The organism is Robertmurraya dakarensis, assembly GCF_900156875.1.
In the GTDB taxonomy this organism is placed as follows: Bacteria; Bacillota; Bacilli; order Bacillales; family Cytobacillaceae; genus Robertmurraya; species Robertmurraya dakarensis.
In genome coordinates this window covers 3,379,761-3,402,705 of record NZ_LT707409.1, presented here as the reverse complement: position 1 = coordinate 3,402,705, position 22,945 = coordinate 3,379,761, and the positions used below count along the sequence as shown (strand labels likewise).

At 41.8% G+C, this 22,945-nt stretch carries 25 protein-coding genes; all 25 read left to right on the top strand.

Annotation, left to right across the window (positions count from 1 at the left end):
* Positions 1 to 120: 120 nt before the first annotated feature.
* Positions 121 to 342, top strand: a complete 222-nt coding sequence (locus CZ487_RS24975; protein WP_077215065.1) for an AtpZ/AtpI family protein — start codon at positions 121 to 123, stop codon at positions 340 to 342.
* 6 nt (positions 343 to 348) lie between these two features.
* Positions 349 to 723 (top strand): ATP synthase subunit I, encoded by a 375-nt coding sequence (locus CZ487_RS24970; RefSeq protein WP_077215064.1) that lies wholly within the window; start codon positions 349 to 351, stop codon positions 721 to 723.
* Between the two features lie 20 nt (positions 724 to 743).
* Positions 744 to 1,454 carry a F0F1 ATP synthase subunit A gene (gene atpB / locus CZ487_RS24965; RefSeq protein ID WP_077215063.1) on the top strand — a complete coding sequence of 237 codons (711 nt, stop codon included), beginning with the start codon at positions 744 to 746 and terminating at the stop codon, positions 1,452 to 1,454.
* A 75-nt stretch (positions 1,455 to 1,529) separates the two neighbouring features.
* Positions 1,530 to 1,742, top strand: coding sequence for a F0F1 ATP synthase subunit C (gene atpE, locus CZ487_RS24960; RefSeq protein ID WP_023613579.1), 213 nt, complete (start codon positions 1,530 to 1,532; stop codon positions 1,740 to 1,742).
* 158 nt (positions 1,743 to 1,900) lie between these two features.
* A complete protein-coding gene (locus CZ487_RS24955) occupies positions 1,901 to 2,440 on the top strand; it encodes a F0F1 ATP synthase subunit B (RefSeq protein ID WP_077215062.1) in 540 nt (179 codons plus the stop codon).
* Positions 2,437 to 2,973, top strand: a complete 537-nt coding sequence (locus tag CZ487_RS24950; RefSeq protein WP_077215061.1) for a F0F1 ATP synthase subunit delta — start codon at positions 2,437 to 2,439, stop codon at positions 2,971 to 2,973. Before CZ487_RS24955 ends, CZ487_RS24950 begins: the two co-directional genes overlap by 4 nt.
* A 24-nt stretch (positions 2,974 to 2,997) precedes the next feature.
* Entirely contained in the window at positions 2,998 to 4,506 is a 1,509-nt protein-coding gene (atpA, locus tag CZ487_RS24945; protein ID WP_077215060.1) for a F0F1 ATP synthase subunit alpha, read from the top strand.
* Between the two features lie 98 nt (positions 4,507 to 4,604).
* Positions 4,605 to 5,462, top strand: a complete 858-nt coding sequence (gene atpG, locus CZ487_RS24940; RefSeq protein WP_077215059.1) for an ATP synthase F1 subunit gamma — start codon at positions 4,605 to 4,607, stop codon at positions 5,460 to 5,462.
* 175 nt (positions 5,463 to 5,637) lie between these two features.
* Complete coding sequence (atpD, locus tag CZ487_RS24935) at positions 5,638 to 7,059, top strand: F0F1 ATP synthase subunit beta (RefSeq protein WP_077215058.1); 1,422 nt, start codon at positions 5,638 to 5,640, stop codon at positions 7,057 to 7,059.
* Between the two features lie 22 nt (positions 7,060 to 7,081).
* Positions 7,082 to 7,486 (top strand): F0F1 ATP synthase subunit epsilon, encoded by a 405-nt coding sequence (locus tag CZ487_RS24930; protein WP_077215057.1) that lies wholly within the window; start codon positions 7,082 to 7,084, stop codon positions 7,484 to 7,486.
* A gap of 490 nt (positions 7,487 to 7,976) precedes the next feature.
* A complete protein-coding gene (locus tag CZ487_RS24925; protein WP_077215056.1) occupies positions 7,977 to 8,351 on the top strand; it encodes an NADH-quinone oxidoreductase subunit A in 375 nt (124 codons plus the stop codon).
* Positions 8,342 to 8,854, top strand: coding sequence for a NuoB/complex I 20 kDa subunit family protein (locus CZ487_RS24920; RefSeq protein WP_077215055.1), 513 nt, complete (start codon positions 8,342 to 8,344; stop codon positions 8,852 to 8,854). Before CZ487_RS24925 ends, CZ487_RS24920 begins: the two co-directional genes overlap by 10 nt.
* Positions 8,855 to 8,857: 3 nt before the next feature.
* Positions 8,858 to 10,162: an NADH-quinone oxidoreductase subunit C gene (locus CZ487_RS24915; protein ID WP_077215054.1), complete on the top strand. Its 1,305-nt coding sequence runs from the start codon at positions 8,858 to 8,860 to the stop codon at positions 10,160 to 10,162.
* 2 nt (positions 10,163 to 10,164) lie between these two features.
* Positions 10,165 to 11,265 (top strand): NADH-quinone oxidoreductase subunit D, encoded by a 1,101-nt coding sequence (locus CZ487_RS24910; RefSeq protein ID WP_077215053.1) that lies wholly within the window; start codon positions 10,165 to 10,167, stop codon positions 11,263 to 11,265.
* The gene (nuoH, locus tag CZ487_RS24905; protein ID WP_077215052.1) at positions 11,265 to 12,275 is read left to right on the top strand and encodes an NADH-quinone oxidoreductase subunit NuoH; all 1,011 of its coding nucleotides are present in this window, start codon (positions 11,265 to 11,267) and stop codon (positions 12,273 to 12,275) included. Before CZ487_RS24910 ends, nuoH begins: the two co-directional genes overlap by 1 nt.
* Before the next feature lie 53 nt (positions 12,276 to 12,328).
* Positions 12,329 to 12,748, top strand: coding sequence for an NADH-quinone oxidoreductase subunit NuoI (gene nuoI, locus CZ487_RS24900; protein WP_077215051.1), 420 nt, complete (start codon positions 12,329 to 12,331; stop codon positions 12,746 to 12,748).
* On the top strand, positions 12,745 to 13,269 hold the full coding sequence (locus CZ487_RS24895; protein ID WP_077215050.1) for an NADH-quinone oxidoreductase subunit J: 525 nt from the start codon (positions 12,745 to 12,747) through the stop codon (positions 13,267 to 13,269). Before nuoI ends, CZ487_RS24895 begins: the two co-directional genes overlap by 4 nt.
* Positions 13,266 to 13,580, top strand: coding sequence for an NADH-quinone oxidoreductase subunit NuoK (gene nuoK, locus CZ487_RS24890; protein ID WP_077215049.1), 315 nt, complete (start codon positions 13,266 to 13,268; stop codon positions 13,578 to 13,580). Before CZ487_RS24895 ends, nuoK begins: the two co-directional genes overlap by 4 nt.
* 141 nt (positions 13,581 to 13,721) lie before the next feature.
* Positions 13,722 to 15,590 carry an NADH-quinone oxidoreductase subunit L gene (gene nuoL / locus CZ487_RS24885; protein WP_077215048.1) on the top strand — a complete coding sequence of 623 codons (1,869 nt, stop codon included), beginning with the start codon at positions 13,722 to 13,724 and terminating at the stop codon, positions 15,588 to 15,590.
* Positions 15,587 to 17,101, top strand: a complete 1,515-nt coding sequence (locus CZ487_RS24880) for an NADH-quinone oxidoreductase subunit M (protein WP_077215047.1) — start codon at positions 15,587 to 15,589, stop codon at positions 17,099 to 17,101. The genes nuoL and CZ487_RS24880 overlap by 4 nt, the downstream gene beginning before the upstream one ends.
* Before the next feature lie 6 nt (positions 17,102 to 17,107).
* Positions 17,108 to 18,631 carry an NADH-quinone oxidoreductase subunit NuoN gene (nuoN, locus tag CZ487_RS24875; RefSeq protein WP_077215046.1) on the top strand — a complete coding sequence of 508 codons (1,524 nt, stop codon included), beginning with the start codon at positions 17,108 to 17,110 and terminating at the stop codon, positions 18,629 to 18,631.
* Between the two features lie 319 nt (positions 18,632 to 18,950).
* A complete protein-coding gene (locus CZ487_RS24870) occupies positions 18,951 to 19,187 on the top strand; it encodes a DUF1146 family protein (protein WP_077215045.1) in 237 nt (78 codons plus the stop codon).
* A 249-nt stretch (positions 19,188 to 19,436) separates the two neighbouring features.
* A complete protein-coding gene (locus CZ487_RS24865) occupies positions 19,437 to 20,192 on the top strand; it encodes a YwmB family TATA-box binding protein (RefSeq protein ID WP_077215044.1) in 756 nt (251 codons plus the stop codon).
* 32 nt (positions 20,193 to 20,224) lie between these two features.
* The gene (murA, locus tag CZ487_RS24860; RefSeq protein ID WP_077215043.1) at positions 20,225 to 21,538 is read left to right on the top strand and encodes a UDP-N-acetylglucosamine 1-carboxyvinyltransferase; all 1,314 of its coding nucleotides are present in this window, start codon (positions 20,225 to 20,227) and stop codon (positions 21,536 to 21,538) included.
* A gap of 343 nt (positions 21,539 to 21,881) precedes the next feature.
* Positions 21,882 to 22,904 carry a stage II sporulation protein D gene (spoIID, locus tag CZ487_RS24855; RefSeq protein WP_077215042.1) on the top strand — a complete coding sequence of 341 codons (1,023 nt, stop codon included), beginning with the start codon at positions 21,882 to 21,884 and terminating at the stop codon, positions 22,902 to 22,904.
* Positions 22,905 to 22,945 lie beyond the last annotated feature (41 nt).

Here is a 22,945-nt window from a genome sequence, read left to right as displayed (position 1 = left end):
TATGCTAACTAAGGGTATAAATGATAGGGTTTACAAATTTCGACCATTTCTACCAATATTTTTAAATTAGGCAACGCATTAAGACTTCTTACCATTCTCTTAAAGAGAGGATGCGTTATCATGAAACAGAACAATCGCCACCCGTTTCAAGCGATGGCGTTAATGTCCGCGATTCTTTCTCAACTAGTCGGATCCGTACTGATTGGCATCTTTCTCGGAAGGTGGCTGGATAATCAATTTGGAACCGAACCGCTTTTTTTAATTCTCGGTTTATTGCTAGGGTTAGCGGCAGGTGTATACGCAATGCTTCGTTTGATCCAACATTTTTTTTCAGGAGATTAACCCAATATGCCGGATGTAAAGACAATTTACTCGCGACAAAGCCGATACATATTTACACTATTGTCACTCTATGTCCTAGGGTATGGTTTTACATCATATAAAACTATCTTTTTGGGCCTGATACTGGGAACCTCCCTTAGCCTCTTTAATATTTGGCTTCTTGCACGGAGAATGGACAAGTTCGCTGATGCGGTAGTCAAGGGGGAGAAGGTTCGTTCACTTGGGATGATTTCAAGAATGGCAACCGCCGTTTTTGCGGTAATGCTTGCAGTTGAATATCCCGATAAATTTCATCTCTATAGTGTGATTTTGGGATTAATGACATCTTATATCGTCATTATGATAGATTTTTTTATTAAAACATTTATTTTTCGTAAATAGCGGAGAGAGAGGTGAATACTGTGCATCATGAAGCTCCATTATGGGAATTTATGGGCTTAACTTTTAACTTAGCAAACATGATGATGATCACAATTGCTAGTGCCATTGTTTTTATCATTGCTGTTCTTTCCACACGAAACCTAGCCATGAAACCTACAGGAATGCAAAACTTTTTCGAGTGGGTCATGGACTTTGTTAGAAACATCATTAACAGCACGATGGACTGGAAAGACGGCGGAAGATTCCATGTATTAGGGATCACGATTATCATGTATATCTTTGTCTCTAATATGTTAGGATTGCCTTTCGCAGTTGTTATTGACAACACACTATGGTGGAAATCACCTACAGCTGACCCTGTCGTAACCTTGACATTAGCGACGTTGGTAGTTGGATTATCCCACTACTATGGAGTTAAATTAAAGGGATTTGGCTCATACGGGAAAGAGTTTTTTAAACCGTTCTGGTTTATGTTCCCAATCAAAATTATTGAAGAATTTGCTAACACATTAACACTTGGTCTTCGTCTTTACGGTAACATTTATGCAGGGGAAATTTTACTTACATTAATTGCTGGCGGACTTGCTACTGGAATTGGCGGTCACCTTGCAGCGATTATTCCAATGCTTGCATGGCAAGGATTCTCAGTCTTTATCGGCGCGATTCAAGCGTTCATTTTCTGTATGTTAACAATGGTTTATCTCTCACATAAAGTGAGTTCAGACCATTAATATATACCTTGTTCATTTTATGGACAAAACAATAAAAAATCATATCTTTTATACATTTAAGGAGGAACATTAATAATGGGTCTTTTAGCAGCAGCAATCGCAATCGGTTTAGCAGCACTAGGTGCTGGTATTGGTAACGGTCTTATCGTATCTCGTACAGTAGAAGGTATCGCGCGTCAACCAGAAGCACGTGGTATGCTTCAAACAACTATGTTCATCGGGGTAGCGTTAGTTGAGGCGATTCCGATCATCGCGGTTGTTATCGCGTTCATGGTTATTGGTGGTTAATAGTAACGAAATTTTAAATGGCGAAGATCATTCCATGAGTTGCTTCGCCATTCCTTTATGTCTTAATAGGTAAATAGAAGGTTTACCTTTATCAAATTCAAATTATTCGTACCAATTGCTTTCATAAGTGAACGACTCTTGAAGGGAGTGAATCGAGGGTGTTAACAAACAGTCTACTTTTTTCAGACAGTCTAGTATTAGGCGCAGCTGGTGGTGGATTTAACGGCGGGGATATTGCATTCCAGCTAATCATGTTCATCATTTTGTTAGCATTATTAAAGAAATTTGCTTGGGGTCCATTAATGGGCATCATGCAGCAGCGTGAAGAGCATATTGCGGGTGAAATCGGCGCGGCAGAACAAAGCCGTCAAGAAACGCAAAAGCTATTAGAAGAACAGCGTAATCTTTTAAAAGAAGCTCGTAACGAAGCACAAGTTATGATTGAAAATGCAAAAAAACAAGGCGATGTACAGCGTGAAGAGATTATCTCAATCGCACGTACAGAAGCTGAACGCATAAAAGAATCTGCTAAAGTTGAAATTGAACAGCAAAAAGAACAAGCTGTTGCGGCTATCCGCGAACAAGTTGCTTCTTTATCTGTCATGATTGCTTCTAAGGTAATTGAAAAAGAACTTTCAGTACAAGATCAAGAAAAGCTGATCAATGAATACATTCAAGAGGCAGGAGAAAATCGATGAGTGGCTCAACTGTAGCAAAACGCTATGCGACAGCACTTTTCCAAATTGCAAAAGAGCAGCAAATTCTTGATGCAGTTGAAAATGAGCTTCGTGTAGTGAAACAAGTTGTGGCAAACAACGCTGAATTAAATGTCGTTTTAAAGTCTCCGAAGCTTACGGTTGATAAGAAAAAAGAGATTTTAAAACAAGCCTTTGGAAATGTTCAAACTTCTGTGTTGAACACACTTATGATTTTAATTGACCGTCACCGTGAAGGTCTTATCTCAGATGTGGTGGATCAATTTATCGAGTTTGCCAATGATGAAAGAGGAATTGCAGAAGCAACTGTATATACAATTCGTCCTTTAACAGAGGAAGAAAGCCAAGCTTTATCCTCATCATTTGCAGCTAAAGTAGGAAAAAAATCACTTCGTATTAATAATATCGTTGATTCCAATTTGCTCGGCGGTGTGAAGATCCGCATCGGCAACCGTATTTTTGACGGAAGCTTGAGTGGTAAATTAGAGCGTTTGGAACGTCAATTGTTAGGCTAAGATTCGTAGATAGGGGTGAAACTCATGAGCATCAATGCTGAAGAAATTAGTGCGCTGATAAAAAAGCAAATTGAAAACTATCAGTCGGAAATTCAAGTGAGTGATGTAGGTACAGTTATCACAGTTGGTGACGGTATCGCTCGTGCTCATGGCCTCGACAATGTCATGGCTGGAGAGCTTCTTGAATTTTCAAATGGCGTTATGGGTATGGCGCAAAACCTTGAAGAAAATAACGTCGGTATTGTCATTTTAGGACCATTTACAGATATTCGTGAAGGCGATGAAGTTCGCCGCACAGGACGCATCATGGAAGTTCCAGTTGGGGAAGAGTTAATCGGACGCGTTGTGAACCCTCTTGGACAACCTGTTGATGGAATGGGTCCAATTAATACAACAAAAACACGCCCAATTGAAAGCCCAGCTTTCGGTGTTATGGATCGTAAATCCGTACACGAGCCGCTTCAAACAGGGATTAAAGCGATTGACGCACTTGTGCCAATCGGACGTGGTCAACGTGAGTTAATCATCGGTGACCGCCAAACAGGTAAAACGTCTGTTGCAGTCGATACTATCTTGAACCAGAAGGATCAAGACATGATTTGTATCTATGTAGCAATCGGACAAAAAGAATCTACTGTTCGTGGACTAGTAGAAACTTTAAAGAAAAATGGTGCAATGGATTACTCTATCGTTGTTACTGCTTCTGCATCACAACCTGCTCCATTGTTATTCTTAGCTCCTTATGCTGGGGTTTCAATGGCTGAAGAGTTCATGCTTCAAGGAAAGCATGTGCTGGTAGTATATGATGATTTAACAAAGCAAGCATCTGCTTACCGTGAGCTTTCATTGTTATTACGTCGTCCTCCAGGCCGTGAAGCATATCCAGGGGATGTCTTCTACTTACACAGCCGTCTTTTAGAGCGTGCAGCGAAGTTGAGTGACGCAAAAGGTGCTGGTTCAATCACAGCATTGCCATTCATTGAAACACAAGCAGGTGACGTTTCTGCTTATATTCCAACAAACGTTATTTCTATCACAGATGGGCAGATCTTCTTACAATCAGACCTATTCTTCTCTGGTGTTCGTCCAGCGATTAACGCGGGTCTTTCTGTATCACGTGTTGGTGGTTCAGCGCAAATTAAAGCGATGAAGAAGGTTGCCGGTACACTCCGTCTTGACCTTGCATCATACCGTGAATTAGAATCATTTGCTCAGTTCGGTTCTGATTTAGATAAAGCAACAAAAGCAAAGTTAGATCGTGGTGCACGTACAGTAGAAGTTTTAAAACAGGATCTTAACAAGCCGTTAAAAGTTGAGAAGCAAGTTGCGATTCTTTACGCACTTACTCGCGGTTTCTTAGATGATATTCCTGTACAGGATATTCGTCGTTTCGAATCTGAGTTCCTTACATGGTTAGACCATAACCGCAAAGATTTGTTAGACCATATCGCCACTACAAAAGAACTTCCTGCTGACGATGATATGGCTGCTGCAATTAACGAATTCAAAAAGTCATTCGCAGTATCCGAATAAGGTCTAGCATTATGATAGGTGAGATTATAGGAAGAAGGCTGCTGCTTTCTCCCTATAGTTCTTGCCTGAACATTCTTTGAAAAGGGTGGTGAGAACCTGTGGCATCATTACGCGATATAAAATCACGTATTACAGCAACCCAAAAAATGGGTAAAATCACAAAGGCCATGCAGATGGTATCTGCTTCGAAAATGAGCCGTGCTGAACAAAATGCAAAGAAGTTTGTTCCATACATGGAGAATATCCAAGAGGTAACAGCTTCAATCGCATTAGGAAGTGCGGATGCTAGTCATCCAATGCTTACATCACGTCCTGTTAAGAAGACGGGATATGTTGTGATCACTTCTGACCGTGGCTTAGCTGGATCGTATAATAGTAATATGCTGCGCACTGTGTTTAATACAGTGAAGCAACGTCATAAATCAAATGATGAATTTGCAATTATTGCAATCGGTCGTGTTGGCCGTGACTTTTTTAAGAAAAATGGCATGAACGTTGTCCTTGATATTGTCGGAGTACCGGATCAGCCTGCTTTTTCTGAAATAAAGGATATTGCCAGCAAAACAGTTGGAATGTTTGCTGATGAAACATTTGATGAAATTTATATCTATTACAGCCACTATGTTAACCCGATTACACAGACTGTAACAGAAAAGAAACTCTTGCCGCTTACAGATATTTCTTCTTCTAACAAGCTTACATCTTATGAGTTTGAACCATCAGCAGAAGAGATTTTAGAAGTCCTGCTTCCTCAATATGCTGAAAGCCTAATTTACGGTTCACTTTTAGATAGTAAAGCAAGTGAACATGGTGCTCGTATGACTGCAATGAGCGCTGCAACGGACAATGCGAATGATATCATCAGTTCATTAAGCATTAGTTACAACCGTGCACGTCAGGCAGCGATCACGCAAGAAATCACCGAAATTGTCGGTGGAGCAGCGGCTTTAGAATAAAGGATAAAACTCTAAATTAAACATATAAGCTAGAACTGTCTAGCTCCGGCGCCTACCCCCTCGAGTCATAAGCCAATCCAGCTAGAAGGTTAAAGGACAACCTTCCAGCCGGCTTGTCTTATGCTAGTCGGGGGTGAGCGAGGCGCCTCCGCATTTATAGTTAGGAGGGAAAACGATGAACAAAGGACGCGTTGTTCAAGTTATGGGTCCAGTTGTTGACGTAAAGTTCGAAAATGGTCAACTTCCTGAGATCTATAATGCCTTAACCATTAAAAACGAAGCGCGTAACGAATCAGAAGTTGCTATCAACTTAACCCTTGAAGTTGCCCTTCACTTAGGTGATGATACAGTTCGTACGATTGCAATGGCTTCTACAGATGGTTTACCTCGTGGTACTGAAGTAGTTGACACGGGTGCACCAATCTCAGTTCCTGTAGGAGATGTAACACTAGGACGTGTATTTAACGTACTAGGTGATAACATTGACTTAGATGAACCAGTTCCTGCGGATGCTCGTCGTGATGCGATCCACAGAGAAGCACCTAATTTTGAACAACTTTCAACAGAGGTTGAAATTCTTGAAACTGGAATTAAAGTAGTAGACTTGCTTGCACCATATATCAAAGGTGGTAAGATCGGTCTATTCGGTGGTGCCGGTGTTGGTAAAACCGTATTAATCCAGGAATTAATCAATAACATCGCTCAAGAGCACGGCGGTATTTCCGTATTCGCTGGTGTTGGAGAGCGTACTCGTGAAGGAAATGACCTTTACTATGAAATGACGGATTCTGGCGTTATTAAGAAGACTGCCATGGTATTCGGTCAGATGAATGAGCCTCCTGGTGCACGTATGCGTGTTGCCTTGACTGGTTTGACAATGGCAGAATACTTCCGTGATGAACAAGGACAGGACGTTCTATTCTTCATCGATAACATCTTCCGTTTCACGCAGGCAGGTTCTGAGGTTTCCGCCCTATTAGGTCGTATGCCATCTGCCGTTGGTTACCAGCCGACACTTGCTACTGAAATGGGTAAATTACAAGAGCGTATCACATCTACAAGCGTAGGTTCTGTTACATCGATCCAAGCGATCTATGTACCTGCCGATGACTATACGGATCCGGCTCCTGCGACAACATTCGCTCACTTAGATGCAACAACTAACCTTGAGCGTAAACTTTCTGAGATGGGTATCTACCCTGCGGTGGATCCACTCGCATCAACTTCTCGTGCGCTTGCACCTGAAATTGTTGGAGAGGAACACTATGAGGTTGCTCGTAAAGTACAGTCTACACTTCAAAAATATAGAGAATTACAAGATATCATTGCGATGCTAGGTATGGATGAGTTATCTGACGAAGATAAAGTTACTGTTCAACGTGCTCGTCGTATCCAAGTATTCTTATCACAAAACTTCCACGTTGCTGAACAGTTCACTGGACAGCCAGGTTCATACGTACCTGTAAAAGAAACTGTTAAAGGTTTCAAAGAAATTCTAGAAGGTAAGTGGGACCACCTTCCAGAAGATGCATTCCGTCTTGTAGGTAAGATTGAAGAAGTAATTGAGAATGCAAAGAAAATGGGCGTAGAGGTCTAATTCTGGACCAGGAGGGTAAAAAATGAAGACAGTTAAAGTCAGTGTTGTTACTCCCGATGGCCCGGTGTATGATTCAGATGTGGAAATGGTAAGCGCAAAAGCGGCTAGCGGTGAGCTAGGGATTTTACCTGGGCACATCCCGATGGTTGCACCGTTAGAAATCAGTGCTGTTCGTTTGAAAAAGGGCAGCGGTACAGACTTCATTGCAGTTAGCGGCGGCTTGTTAGAAGTACGTCCTGACCAAGTTACAATCTTGGCTCAATCTGCTGAAGTAGCTGATGAAATTGACGTTGATCGTGCTGTGAAAGCAAAAGAACGTGCAGAACAGCGCCTAAACGACAACAAAAAAGAAAACATTGATAATGTCCGTGCTGAGCTTGCACTTCGCCGTGCTATCAACCGTATCAATGTAGCAAATAAAAAGTAAAACACACAAAAAACCTTTCGGCTCCTCGCCGAAAGGTTTTTTTGTGTGTTGATTAGGTACCTGGTACCGTCCGTGGACAGTTTGGTGTATTTGTACGTGTGGAAAGGACAGGGATATTCTGTTTAGATGTTTCATAGAGTAGTGTTAGTATGGACAGCTTTAGGGGTAGACTCTAGTGAACAATTGAAATTATTAAAAAAAGTTAAGAAAAATGTCGATTTATTGACAATTATCACTGATATCTTATTTATTATCCTTTTTAATAGTAGGAGGAGTACTAAAAATGGGTGGTGTTAGCGTATGTTGATGACTTCATTGGCCTGAAAAAAATGAGTTCGTATTTTCAAAGATTGAACATTAATTTTTAAAAAGGCTAATAATTCCCAAAACTGTCAAGGGTTTGTCGACACAAGATTGTAACAATGTTATAATGTATTCGGTTACAAAGTTAAAAGTTTAGAAAAATAAATCACTTTGGAGGGGAAGGGGCATGGAACTTTTAAACCTATATCAGAATAATTATCTGGTAGTCTTTGTGTTTCTATGTCTAGGTATACTACTGCCTGTGGTGGCGCTGTTTTTTGCCAAACTATTGCGACCAAGCAATCCTTTTGATGAAAAGCTCACCACATACGAAAGCGGGAATGAACCATTCCATGATGCAAGGGTTCAATTCAATGTCCGCTATTATATTTTTGCCCTTTTATTTGTTATTTTTGATGTGGAGACCGTGTTCTTGTATCCATGGGCTGTTGCCTATGAAAAGCTCGGTATTTTTGCATTAATTGAAATGTCTATCTTTGTATTTATGCTGCTAATTGGACTTGCGTATGCATGGAAAAAGAAGGTGTTAAAATGGATTTAAAATTAGAGAACATCAGCCCGGAAGAAATGGAAGAGGTACAGCGTACTGTATTTATGGCAACGCTTGAACAAATTAAAGGATGGGCGCGAAGCAACTCCCTATGGCCAATGACATTTGGGCTTGCTTGTTGTGCCATCGAAATGATGGGTGCGAGTAGTTCCCACTACGATTTAGACCGTTTTGGCACATTCTACCGAAACTCACCGCGGCAGTCTGATGTCATGATTGTTTCAGGTACGGTAACGAAGAAAATGGCGCCGCTTTTAAAGCGTCTATATGATGAAATGGCTGAACCTAAATGGGTCATTGCCATGGGTTCATGTGCAACTGCCGGAGGCCCATACGTGAAATCATACTCCGTCGTAAAAGGCGTAGACCAAATTGTACCGGTGGATGTATATATCCCTGGATGCCCTCCAAACCCAGCAGCTTTAATTTATGGAATTAATAAATTGAAAGAAAAAATACGTTATGAGGCAAAGACTGGGAAGAAGGTGATCTAATCCATGAGTGGGGAAAAAGATCTAGACCAACTGAAAAAAGAAGCCGCTGCTAAAGCAAAGGCTGCCGCTTTAGCCAAAAAACAAGCAAAAGAGCAGGGGGACTCTGCTAAGGAAGTCACCGATACTGCTAATGAAGAAGACTTAGCGAAGAAAAAGGCCGCCGCTGCTGCCAAAGCGAAAGCTGCAGCCCTCGCGAAAAAGAAAGCGCAGGAAGAAGCAGAAACAGCGCCAGAAGCTCAAGTTGAGGAAGAGGATCAAGACTTAGCGAAGAAAAAAGCCGCTGCTGCTGCTAAAGCGAAAGCTGCAGCCCTCGCGAAAAAGAAAGCGCAGGAAGAAGCAGAATCAGCGCCAGAAGCTCAAGCTGAGGAAGAGGATCAAGACTTAGCGAAGAAAAAAGCCGCTGCTGCTGCCAAAGCGAAAGCTGCAGCACTTGCGAAAATGAAAGCACAAAAAGCAGAATCAGATTCTGAAGCTCAAGGTGGAGAAGAGGATCAAGATCTAGCGAAGAAAAAGGCCGCTGCTGCTGCAAAGGCTAAGGCTGCCGCTGCCGCGAAAGCGAAAGCTGCTGCGATGGCCAAGGGTGCTGGTGAAGAAACAGGTGATGATGCCAAAGCAAAGGCTGCTGCCGCTGCGAAGGCAAAAGCTGCTGCTGCAGCAAAAGCAAAAGCCGCAGCTCTAGCGAAAGCCGGTGGAGATGCTGGCGGTGATGATGAAAAGGCGAAAGCCATTGCAGCCGCAAAAGCCAAAGCGAAAGCCGCCGCTGCTGCAAAGGCAAAAGCAGCTGGAGGAGCAAAAGCCGCTGATACACCTGCTGAGGAAAGCAAGCCATCTCCGAACCAGCCAATACTTGATAAATATGTAAAAGTGATTGAAGAGCATCTAGGTAAAGATGTTCTAGAAGATTTCTATATTAATAAACTCTCCAAGGATGTTCCGACATTGTTGGCAAAACCAAGTACATATTTTAAAATCGCGGAGTTCTTAAAATATAATGAACAGCTTGGTTTTGATTACTTATCAGAGCTTCACGGTGTTGACTATGAAACATATATGGAAGTATATGTTCACTTATATTCATATAAGAATAGTCAATCGGTTGCTCTTAAAGTAAAACTAGATCGTGATAATCCTGAGATTGATTCATTAGTATCACTATGGGCTGGATCAAACTGGCCGGAGTGTGAAGCATATGACCTATTAGGGATTAAATTCAAAAATCATCCTAACTTACATCGGATCATGCTTGGTGAAGAATGGGTCGGATATCCACTTAGAAAAGATTATGAACCGTATGATGTGGAGGTATAGGTATGTTACGAACAGAAGAAATGCTCTTGAACGTAGGACCTCAGCATCCAAGTACGCATGGTGTTTTCCGGCTGGTCTTGAAAATTGACGGGGAAATCATTAAAGAAGCGAAGCCTGTAATCGGCTACCTTCATCGCGGAACAGAAAAGCTTGCGGAAGACCTTCAGTATACACAAATCATTCCTTATACAGACCGGATGGACTATGTGTCGGCAATGACTAATAATTATGTGATTTGTCATGCGGTCGAAACAATGATGGATATTAAAGTTCCGGAAAGAGCGGAGTATTTGCGCGTGCTGGCCATGGAACTTGGCCGTTATTGCAGCCATATGCTTTGGTGGGGAACATTCCTCTTGGACTTCGGGGCAACAACGCCGCTGCTTTACGCCTTCCGTGAAAGAGAAATGGCATTGAACTTACTCAATGAGTTATCAGGAGCGCGCATTACTTTCAACTATATGCGAGTAGGCGGAGTGAAATGGGACGCACCTGAAGGCTGGATCGAAAAGGTTAAAGAGTTTGTTCCATATGCGCGTGAACAGCTAAAAGGCTATAGTGAGTTTGCTTCCGGAAATGAAATCTTCCAAAGCCGGATGAAGGGAATTGGTAAGTTTTCAAAAGAAGATGCACTGAACTATTCCATAAGCGGACCAAGTCTTCGTTCTACTGGAGTGAAATGGGATTTACGTAAAAATGAGCCTTACTCCATTTACGACCGCTTTGATTTTGACATTGTGACACAAGAAGCAGGCGATGTTTGGTCCCGTTATCTAGTGCGTCTCGGTGAAGTAGAACAATCGCTTCGTATTATTGAACAAGCCTGTGAGCAATTCCCTTCCGAAGGGGATATTATGGCAAAGGTTCCGAAAATCATTAAACCGCCAAAAGGAGAGGCATTCGTTCGGATTGAATCTCCGCGTGGTGAGATCGGTTGTTATATTGCAAGTGAAGGTAAAAAAGAACCATATCGTTTGAAGTTTAGAAGACCTTCCTTCTACAATCTGCAAATATTGCCGAAGCTTCTAGAGGGTGAAAGTATTTCCAATCTAATTGCGATATTGGGAGCTGTTGATATCATCCTTGGGGAGGTGGATGGTTGATGATGCAGGATTTATTGCATTCTGAACCTGGGCTTTTAAATTTTGGAATTGTTTTTGCAGGAGCAGTCCTTTTGCTATTTGTCATTTTAGGTTTCGTAACCTATGGAATTCTAGCAGAACGGAAAGTGTTAGGTTTTATGCAATCACGTCACGGTCCAAACCAAGTTGGGGGACCATGGGGTTTATTGCAAACGGTCGCTGACGTACTAAAGCTTTTACTAAAAGAAGACACGATTCCAAAGCTGGCTGACCGGCCAATCTATATCATTGCACCGGTTATCGCGTTCGCTCCATCCTTTATGGTAATGGCCGTTGTACCGCTGACAGATAAGCTTCAGTTTGCGGATGTTGGAGTGGGTTTACTTTATTATATTGCTGTTACTGGTTTAACAACGATCGGAATGCTTATGGGTGGATGGGCATCTAATAATAAATTCGCCTTATTAGGCGGGATGCGTGCAGCCGCACAGATGATCTCCTACGAGATTCCACTCGTTATGTCTGTGGTCGGGATTGTGCTGTTAACAGGCAGCATGAATTTAAATGATATTGTCGCAGCTCAGGAAAATCTTTGGTATATTATCATGCAGCCAATTGCATTCATCGTTTTCTTTATTGCTGCGACAGCAGAGTTGAACAGGGTTCCGTTTGACTTAGCGGAAGCAGAAAACGAATTGATTGCCGGATTCCATGTTGAGTACTCCGGGTTCCGCTGGGCGATGTTTATGCTTGCTGAGTATGTGTATATGTTTGCAATGGCATCATTAATCACAGTACTATTCCTAGGTGGATGGCTGCCGCTGTTCTCGTTCCTTGATTTTATCCCAGGTGCCGTGTGGTTTGCGCTTAAATTCAGTGCTGTTATCTGGGTATTAATTTGGTTCCGTGCGACGTTCCCGCGTATGCGTCCAGATCAATTGATGGAAATGTGCTGGAAAGTGTTGTTGCCGATTGCAATAGCGAATATATTCTTAACAGCTATCGTAAAAGAAATTCTTAATCTATTTTAATTGAATGCCTAACTCGTTTTTTAGATTATTTTACTCATAAGGGGTGAAAAAACATGCTTGGATTAGCGAAAGGTTTAAAGTATACCCTAAAACAATTAACGAAGGAAAAACCAACTTATGAATATCCGAAAGAACCGCTTCCACTGCCGGATCGTTTTCGCGGAATTCAAAAGTTTTATCCTGAGAAGTGTATTGTCTGCAATCAATGTGCCAATATTTGTCCAACGGATTGCATCCAATTAACGGGTAAAAAACACCCGGATCCAACGAAAAAAGGGAAAATCATCGATACGTATGATATTAACTTTGAAATTTGCATCCTCTGCGATTTATGTACGGAGGTATGTCCAACTGAAGCAATCATCATGACGAATAACTTTGAATTAGCAGACTATAGCCGTGATATGCTGTTTAAGAACCTGGAATGGCTGGATGAAAATGACGAGAATGTTCGGAAGGTGAATAAACCATGATATTTTCAGGTGAATTTATAGCATTCCTAGCACTCGCATTAGTAGCCATCATGGGCGGCGTTCTGCTGCTGAACCTTACGAAAGTGGTTCATATGGTTGTAGCTTTACTGTTTACATTTGTCAGCATAGCAGGTATTTTCATCCTTTTATCAGCCGAGTTTGTGGCAGTAGTGCAAGTATTGGTGTACGCAGGATCGATCACCATCATCATGCTATTTGGAATCATGCTGACAAAACCTGACGATGAATCGGAAGAGCAAAAAGGTGGAAAACTGCGCAAGATCCTAACGCTTTTAGGCATCATTGGGTTTGCTTTTGCTGTATATATTGGCATCGCAGATCTAAACTTTGGATCTGAACAAGTCGCCTTGCATGTTGATAACACAGAACAAATTGGGATTGCTCTTTACTCAAAGTATATTATTCCGTTTGAGCTTACCTCTGTCGTGTTATTGGTTGCGTTAATCGGTGCGATCGTGATTGCCAAAATGGATGATGAAAAGGAGGCGGAGAAGGAATGAGTTCAGTTCCCATTTCAGCCTACCTGACGTTAGCGCTGATTCTATTCTGTATCGGGTTGTATGGTGCGTTAACAAAAAGAAATATGGTAATCGTTCTAATCTCAATCGAATTGATGCTAAACTCCGTTAACATTAATTTGGTGGCTTTTAGTAAGTTTGGAATGGTTCCATCCATTACGGGTCAAGTATTTTCCTTGTTCACGATTGCGATTGCTGCAGCCGAGGCGGCTGTTGGATTAGCCATCCTCATTGCACTATACCGTAATCGAAAAACAGTTAATATTGATGAAATGAACACAATGAAACATTAAGAACGGTGGAAAAGCCTGATTGATAAAGGCTTTACGTTTTACCCAAAGCAAAAGTGACCCTGGGAATGCCTAGGGCTACAATCTAGCGCGCAATCATCAAGCAAAGACTTCCATGCGCGTTTTAAAAAGGGGATTGTGATATTGATGGAGAATGCATGGATCATACCGCTTTTCCCGCTATTATCATTTTTGTTCCTTCTTCTATTTGGTAAAAGATTAAAGGAAACTAGTGCGTACATCGGAATGCTGTTCACACTACTTTCTTTCATCTACTCCCTTGTCGTGTTGTTCGATCGATTTTCGAATCCAACCTACAAGGCCGAAGCCACTTGGCTTACCATTGGGGATGTTCAATTAACAGCGGGTTTTGAAATTAATCAATTAAATGCATTGATGCTCGTGATCGTGTCACTCGTCAGTTTTCTAGTACATACGTATTCGAAAGGCTATATGCATGGCGATGATCGCTTCCACGTATTCTATGCTTATTTAGGATTATTTACTTTTGCAATGCTAGGGCTGGTGATTTCGCCTAATCTATTGCAAACCTATATTTTCTGGGAATTAGTAGGAGCAGGATCCTTCCTATTAATTGGCTTCTATTTTTATAAAGAAGAAGCAAAAGCTGCTGCAAAAAAAGCCTTTATCATGACTCGTATTGGAGATGTGGGGCTTTTAATCGGGATGATTCTGTTATTCTGGCAAGTTGGCAGCTTTGAATATGATGAGATTTTCCAAGCAGTAGAAGCAGGCAGCGTTTCAGCTGGAATGGTTACGTTAACCGCGATCCTCATTTTTGTCGGGGCGGTTGGGAAATCAGGTCAGTTCCCGCTACATACTTGGCTTCCTGATGCGATGGAAGGTCCAACACCAGTATCTGCATTGATTCACGCCGCAACTATGGTTGCAGCCGGTGTGTACTTAGTAGCAGCGCTATTCCCGCTATTTACCGCGAGTGAAACTGCGTTAATGGTGGTGGCCATTATCGGGGCAGTGACAGCCATTTTTGCAGCGAGCATTGGTTTGGTTCAAAAGGATATTAAACGAGTACTTGCTTACTCAACAGTCAGTCAATTAGGTTATATGATGTTAGCTTTAGGGTCAGCCGGCTATGTAGCGGGTGTGTTCCACTTAATGACACATGCCTTCTTCAAAGCATTGTTGTTCCTAGCTGCCGGCAGCGTCATACATGCCGTTCATACGCAAAATATTGAGGAAATGGGAGGACTTTGGAAAAAGCTCCGCATCACAGGTCCGCTGTTCTTAATTGGAACATTGGCAATCAGCGGTGTCCCATTATTTTCAGGTTTCTTCAGTAAAGATGAAATTTTAATTGCCGCATGGGCACATGGAAATACTGTTTTATTTTGGCTGGCAGTCATTGCTGCATTCTTTACAGCCTTCTATATGTTCCGTCTATTCTTCATGGTTTTCTCTGGCAATGCTCGAAGTGAGATGAAAAATGTTCATGAGTCACCTTCTGTTATGACGTTCCCGATGATTGTACTGGGAATTTTAGCGGTAGTGGCTGGTTATGTGAATACGCCGTGGTTTGGTACATTCCTTGGCGATTGGCTTGTAGATGGAAACGAAGCACTTGGCCATGGTCATATTGAAGGTCCGGCTTGGATTATGATCGTTGCAACAGTTGTGTCGTTACTGGGAATTTTCTTAGCATGGATGATGTACGGAAAGCGTTCAATATCAAGGGATTGGCTCTCGTCAAGAATGCCGATCGTGTATGGCATCCTTTACAATAAGTATTATATCGATGAGTTTTATCAGTTATCAGTCGTGAACGCAACCAAGTTCTTCTCCTACTTGTTCCACTATATTGAAAAATTCCTTGTCGAAGGAATTGTCAAAGGAATAACGGGCGTGGTACAGGGTCTCGGCAGAATCGGCTCTAAAATCCAAAGCGGGCAAATTCAAGGCTATGGAGCAATGGCCTTTGTTGGATTAGCATTGCTGCTAGTAATATTTGCAATCACAGGGGGGTACTTAAAATGAACGAAGCATACTTTTTATCCATTTTAGTATTCTCCCCATTGCTTGGAATTATTATTTTGGCGTTATTGCCAAAAAACAGTGAAACATTGATCAAGTTTATCGGTTTTTTAGCAACAGTACCGACACTTGTTCTATCATTAATTGCTTTCTTTCAATACAGAGGGGGAGCGGATCTCAACCGCTATGATGTAAAGGCAGATTGGATTCATTTTGGTGATTTTGCCGAAATGGGACTGTTCAAGATTGATTATGAATTAGGCTTAAATGGCCTATCGCTGGTATTAATCGTGTTAACAGCGATCGTGTCGTCACTTGCAGCGATAGCTTCCGTTCATATTAAATCAGAATGGAAAGGCTATTTTATGCTCTTCCTTCTATTAGAAATTGGAATGCTCGGTGTCTTTGCAGCAGAGAACTTAATTCTATTCTTCATCTTTTTCGAGATTACGATGATTCCAATGTTCTTTTTAATCGGAAAATGGGGTTATTTTGAAAAAGAAAAAGCTGCTTACAGCTATCTAATTTATAACGGCTTAGGATCTGCGGTACTATTAATTGTCATCGTCATTTTGTTCGCTCGTGCGGGTACATCGAACATCGAAGCTCTTGCACAGCTGATGGCAGTTGAAAATCCAAATACACCAGCGCCAATTTCAGAGTCATTGAAATTTGGATTGCTGATATCGCTATTAATTGCTTTCGGTGTGAAGCTGCCTATTTTTCCATTGCATACATGGATGCTTCGCGTTCACGTACAGGCACCGCCTTCCATCGTCATGATTCACTCTGGTATTCTCTTAAAAATCGGTGCGTTCGGTTTAATCCGTTTTGGTATGGGGATTTTCCCAGAGCAGTTCCAGAGCCTTGCAGGACTTTTAGCAGTCCTAGGGGTAATCAACCTTTTATACGGCGCCTTCTTGGCCTGGATTCAAAAGGATTTCAAAATGGTACTTGCTTACTCCTCGATTTCGCATATGGGAATTGTCTTAATCGGATTAGGTGCGATGAATGAAGCGGGCATTCAAGGGGCGATCTTCCAGGTCGTATCACACGGATTAATTTCAGCACTGTTGTTCTTCCTTGTGGGGATCTTTTATGAACGATTCCACACATCAACGATTTCCAGCCTTGGCGGTATGGCGAAGGGCATGCCGATCACAGCGGGCTTCTTATTAGCAGGGGCGCTTGCTTCTCTTGGGCTTCCTGGCATGTCAGGGTTCGTCAGTGAGTTTATGGCATTCCTCGGCTTGTTTGGAGAGATGCCAGTTCTTGCAGCAATCGGATGTATTGGGATTATCATGACAGCCGTTTACCTGCTTCGTGCAGTGCTCGGAATGACTTATGGAAAAGCACATCGTGAATTTGCCGGCATTACCGATATGAAATCTGTCGAGTACGTACCAGTACTTGTACTAACGGCATTAATTGTTTTAATCGGCGTTTACCCAAGTGTACTTAGTGAGACATTACAAGCAACACTTGAGACAATCATGCTTGGGTTAGGAGGTTGATGAGGGATGGATCTAGAGACATTATTATCATATGACTGGGGAGTTATGGCACCAGAATTCATCATCCTTGGTGTGGCAACGATTCTTTCCATTGTTGACCTTTTCGCGCCAAAGCATTTTAATCGAAGAATACTAGGATGGATCGGACTAGCAGGAATTTTGGCTGCCCTTGCTTCTCTGTTCAATTTAGCAGGGCTCGAAGCAACATCCATACTATATGAAACGTTTAGACTTGATTCATTTGCTAAAGCATTTAAAATTCTTCTTTTAATTGGCTCAGCGCTGGTGATGCTGATTGCGATCAGCTATGAGCCGAAAGAAGGGATGCAGGAATACAAAGGGGAATTTTACTATCTATTCCTGACAGGCTTGCTTGGGGCCATGATGATGTCATCGAGCGGTGACTTGATTACTTTATTTGTTGGCTTGGAGCTTTTAACCATCTCTTCTTGGATTTTAGCAGGGATTCGCAAAAAGCATTTGCCTTCAAATGAATCTGCAATGAAATATGTAGTGAATGGCGGAATTTCCACAGCGATTACGCTTTTCGGGATGAGTTATGTCTACGGAATCACGGGAACAACTAATCTGATGGAAATGGGACCAACATTAGCTCAGTTGGCGAATTCACAGTATCTTTATATTTTAGCGTTATCTTTTTTCATGATTTTTATTGGTCTGTCCTTTAAATTGGCGACAGCACCATTCCATATGTGGGCACCAGATGTGTATCAAGGTGCTGCGACACCCGTTACCGCTTTCCTAAGCGTGGTGTCAAAAACGGCCGGATTTGCGTTACTGGTGCGAATCATTATTGTCGTTTACTTGAGCACACCTGCTGGAACATCAGGGCTGTCTGCGATGACACCGCTCTTAGTCAGCCTGCAGGATTACATCGCATTCTTAGCAGGAGCTACCATGATTATCGGTAACGTTGTAGCCCTTAGACAGCGGAATATTAAGCGCCTATTCGCTTATTCCAGCATCGCGCATGCCGGTTACCTGTTAGTGGCCGTTACGGCGCTTTCTGCGTTCATGTTTGATGCGCTATGGTTCTACTTAGGAGCTTATCTCTTCATGAACGTTGGGGCATTTGCTGTCATTCAAATTATGACAGGAAGCAGTGACCGCGAAGATATTGGCGAGTTTGCCGGTTTATACAAAAGATCACCGATCCTTGCAGTCTCCATGGCAGTCTTTATCTTATCCCTGGCAGGCATTCCAGGAACAGCTGGGTTTATCGGGAAGCTTAATATCTTTATGGGAGCATTGATCACAGAGCCTGCTCATTATGTGCTTGCTGCTGTGATGATTGCGACAACGGTTGTCTCTTATTTCTACTATTTTGGCATCTTGACGCAAATGTTCTTTAGACCTGCTGCTAGTATGGAAAAAATAAATATTCCAATTGGACTTGTCATTGCGATTATCATTTCAGTTGCGGCAACGATTCTGTTCGGTATCCTGCCAAACATCGGATTTGATTTTCTGCATACCAATTTCAATGGTTTTGTTGATCTGTTACAATAAGAAGGAACAATTTGGGAGATTTACGGTTAATGTTTTTATCAAGATTGGGGGATCTTGGTGAAAGCACAAAGGGGATTATATAGAGGTTTATAGGAAGAAGGGGTCAAAAGCCCCTTCTTTTTATAGTGGGATACTTTAAGGGCTAAAGTCGAAGAATCACACTGATTTCCGCCGCAGTATTGGCCGTTAGTCGTGTTTTTCTAATGAAAGAGGCTTTTTCAACATATTTTTGTGCAAAATCGGGTATGATGAAATAGGTTCTATTATAATATGATTTCTTGCCCACTTGCTCTAAATGAAAGAAAAGGAGGAATCTGGGATGGTTTCTGGTTTTGGTTATCAAGCAATCATAAGTATTTTTTCTCACCTAGTCTTTATCGGCATATCCTGGTGGGCACTTCAAGCACTAAACTATGATAAGTTTATCCGCGGAAGTCACGTTGTCCAAGCACGGGTACTGTTTATATTATTGTCGATCGCGATTGGATCTATTGTAAGCAATTTTTTCCTTGATTATCTACTTTGGTCGCAGCAGCTTCCATTAATATTCCAATAAGCACCGGGTTTTCCGTTTATTGTAAAATACCTCGATAAAAGTATTTAAAATTAACACGAAAGTTATCTGAAAAGATAGGCCTTCGTACCTTTTCTCTTTTTAACTATTTTCAGTAAAATTTTAAGGTGTGTGCGATATTGAACAAGTACATAGAGCTCATACTATTTCAATTGTCAAAAAGTGACGATAGATCTTGAGTATGCTTACGCTCTCCTTGGTAACAATGTTATTAAGGGGAGGAGATTTAAGTTGAAACAGAAAATATTACTTGTTTTTTTTATAATTGGAATAGTTGGTTTCTTTATTAGTATTAACGGGAATAGACATACTATGGCTCAAGAAGAACTTGATCTTCTCACGCTAGTGTCAGTTATGAAAAGTGAGAATATAGATATCAATGAATGGTCTCTACATGCAAGAGAAAAAGGGCTGCAATTCAACACGCTGAATGAAGTCCAAGAGCATGTGGAAAACCTCAGAAGTAAATATCCTGCTTGGGAGTGGACAATAAAGAGTAGTACCGATAAGTGGGAAGCAACGGCAACGAAGGTAACTTCTGGAGAATTCCAAGAAAACATTCATGTACTATCTACCCTCACAAAAAGCACACCACAAACGTATATCATTTATGAGGTCCAAGGTAAGAAGGTTAACCAAGAAACTGAGCAATTTTTAAAACAAGAATTAAATAAAACGCTTTCCGACATATTTCGAGAAAATGCCACAATTTTTTCTTGTATAAAGGGTCAGTTGAATGATAAGATGATATCGTCTGTGACTATATCTGATTATATGGACGAACTTCTGGACTCATTTCATGCGAAGGAAGTTGAGTCGTTAACTGAAACGGATTTTATATCGACATCGGCATATTCTCCGCTTTTTGCAGATCATATTAAAACGAAAGATAAAGACATGAACTTACAACTTGGAATTAGAACTCAAGGATTGGGCGCAAAGACTACCCTCGTAGTTGGCACACCAATCATTACGATTGAATATTAATATAGAGAAAATGGACGCGGAGGGGAATACACTTGGAAAAAATCATCGTCCGCGGCGGTAGAAGGCTAAGCGGTTCTGTAAAAGTAGAAGGAGCAAAGAATGCAGTTTTGCCGGTTATTGCCGCATCATTATTAGCTAGTGATGGAAAAAGCGTAATTCGTGATGTGCCAACTCTCTCCGATGTATACACCATCAATGAAGTATTACGCTATTTAAATGCCGATGTGGTGTTTAAAGATAATGAAGTCACTGTCGATGCATCAAGAGAGTTAAAAGTAGAAGCACCTTTTGAATATGTACGTAAAATGCGTGCTTCCGTGCTTGTAATGGGATCATTACTTGCTCGTAATGGCCGTGCTCGCGTAGCATTGCCTGGCGGATGTGCAATTGGATCAAGACCGATTGATCAACATTTAAAAGGATTTGAAGCAATGGGCGCTGTCGTCAAGGTCGGTAATGGCTTTATCGAAGCAGAAGTGAAAGACCGATTACACGGTGCCAAAATATACTTGGATTTCCCAAGCGTAGGTGCAACTGAAAATATTATGATGGCTGCCTCGCTTGCTCTAGGTACAACAATCATCGAGAATGCAGCAAAAGAACCTGAAATAGTCGACTTAGCGAACTTTTTAAATAAGATGGGTGCAAAGGTAAGAGGTGCCGGAACAGGTACAATTCGAATTGAAGGTGTAGATGTTCTATTCGGCGCAGAGCATAATATTATTCCTGACCGCATTGAGGCAGGTACGTTCATGGTAGCAGCTGCGATTACAGGCGGAAACGTTCTTGTAAAAGGAGCGGTACCAGAGCATTTAACTTCTCTCATCGCGAAGATGGAAGAAATGGGTGTTATTTTTGAAGAGGAAGAGGATGGCTTGCGTGTCATTGGACCTGAGAAATTAAAGGCCGTTGATATTAAAACAATGCCACACCCTGGCTTCCCGACCGATATGCAGTCCCAAATGATGGCCCTGCTGCTTCGTGCAAAGGGCACTAGCATGATAACAGAAACGGTATTCGAAAATCGTTTCATGCATGTGGAAGAATTCCGCAGAATGAATGCTGATGTGAAAATTGAAGGTCGTTCGGTCATTCTAAATGGTCCTTCGAATCTTCAAGGAGCTGAAGTTTCTGCTACCGACTTACGTGCAGCGGCAGCCCTGATTTTAACAGGACTCGTAGCTGACGGTGTCACAAGGGTAACAGAATTAAAGCATCTTGATCGCGGTTATGTGAACTTCCACGAAAAGTTAGCCGGTCTTGATGCCGATGTTGAACGCGTGAAAGAGGAAGAAGAACAAAATGCCTCTTTTCAGCAAAACTATGTATCAGACATGAATGCATAATAGTAGGTGCCAACACCTAAAGACGAACCGTAGAATGGGAAGCCATTTTGCGGTTTTTATTTTGTGTTAGAAAATCTGACCGTTTGGATGATAGTAAAAGAAATCAACATAAGATAGTGTGGTTTAAGACGGTGGATGTTATACATAGTTTTTTAAAAAAGGGTTTTATGAGGCTGTCAACAGGGCTGGAAGTTAAAAAGAGGCCGCCGAAGAACCCAGAATTACTTTAAAAAATGAGACTTCAAATTGTCATAATAGCTCGTCCAATGCCATATGTATGAATGAAGACATGACAGTTGTGTCTTAACGAACCTGTACAATTTTACATATGGAGGCCTCTAACATGAAAATGAAACCAATCGTTCTATTAGCCGCAGTCTTATTTGTAGTCACGCTCATGATTCCTACGATGCTGGTCGTCCCTTTTATGGATAAAACAGGCGGAAAGCTGGCGGAGGAGCTCCAAGAGAAAGGTTCCAGCATTGAAGTGGTAGACCCTATGGAACCTGCTGTAGAAGTGGCTGTCTACCGAACACAGCAGCAGCAGCTGCAAACATTGCCGCTTGAGGAATATGTGGTAGGCGTAGTCGCGTCGGAAATGCCGGCAGACTTCGAAATGGAAGCATTAAAGGCACAAGCTCTTACTGCCAGAACGTATATTATTCAGCAGCTCATGAATGAAGAAAAATTGGGGGTTCCTGATGGTGCTGATGTAACAGACACCGTTACTCACCAGGTTTATAAAAGTGATGAAGAATTAAGGGAACAGTGGAAAGGTGAGTATAGCTGGAAAATTGAAAAAGTACGAAAAGCTGTCCAAGAAACAAACGGGCAGATTCTAACGTATAATGGGTCACCGATTGATGCGACCTTTTTTTCAACGAGCAATGGATACACGGAGAGTTCAGATGAAATTTGGCCTAACTCGCTTCCTTATTTAAAAGCGGTGGAAAGTCCATGGGATGTGAACAGTCCGAAATTCAGCGGACAAAAGGTGGTGCCGGTATCGGAATTTGAATCCAAATTGGGTGTGAAGCTGGCGGATGCAAGTTCAGTTGGAAAAATTGTTGAAAGAACAGCGGGAAATCGTGTGGGTAAAGTTGATATAAATGGAAAAGTGTTTACAGGAAAGGAAATTCGTGAAAAGCTTGACTTAAAGTCGACTGATTTTACTTGGCAGCGAAAAGGGAAAAACATTGTTATAAATACAAAAGGCTATGGACACGGAGTTGGGATGAGCCAATATGGAGCAAACGGCATGGCAGTTGAAGGCAAAACATATGACCAAATTGTCCAGCATTACTACAAAGGAACAGAAATCAGCTCTTCTACGAATCTTTTAGCAAAAATAACAGCTAAAAAGTAAGTTGTTATTCGCGTTTAAAGGGTAGATATTCGCTTTCGCAC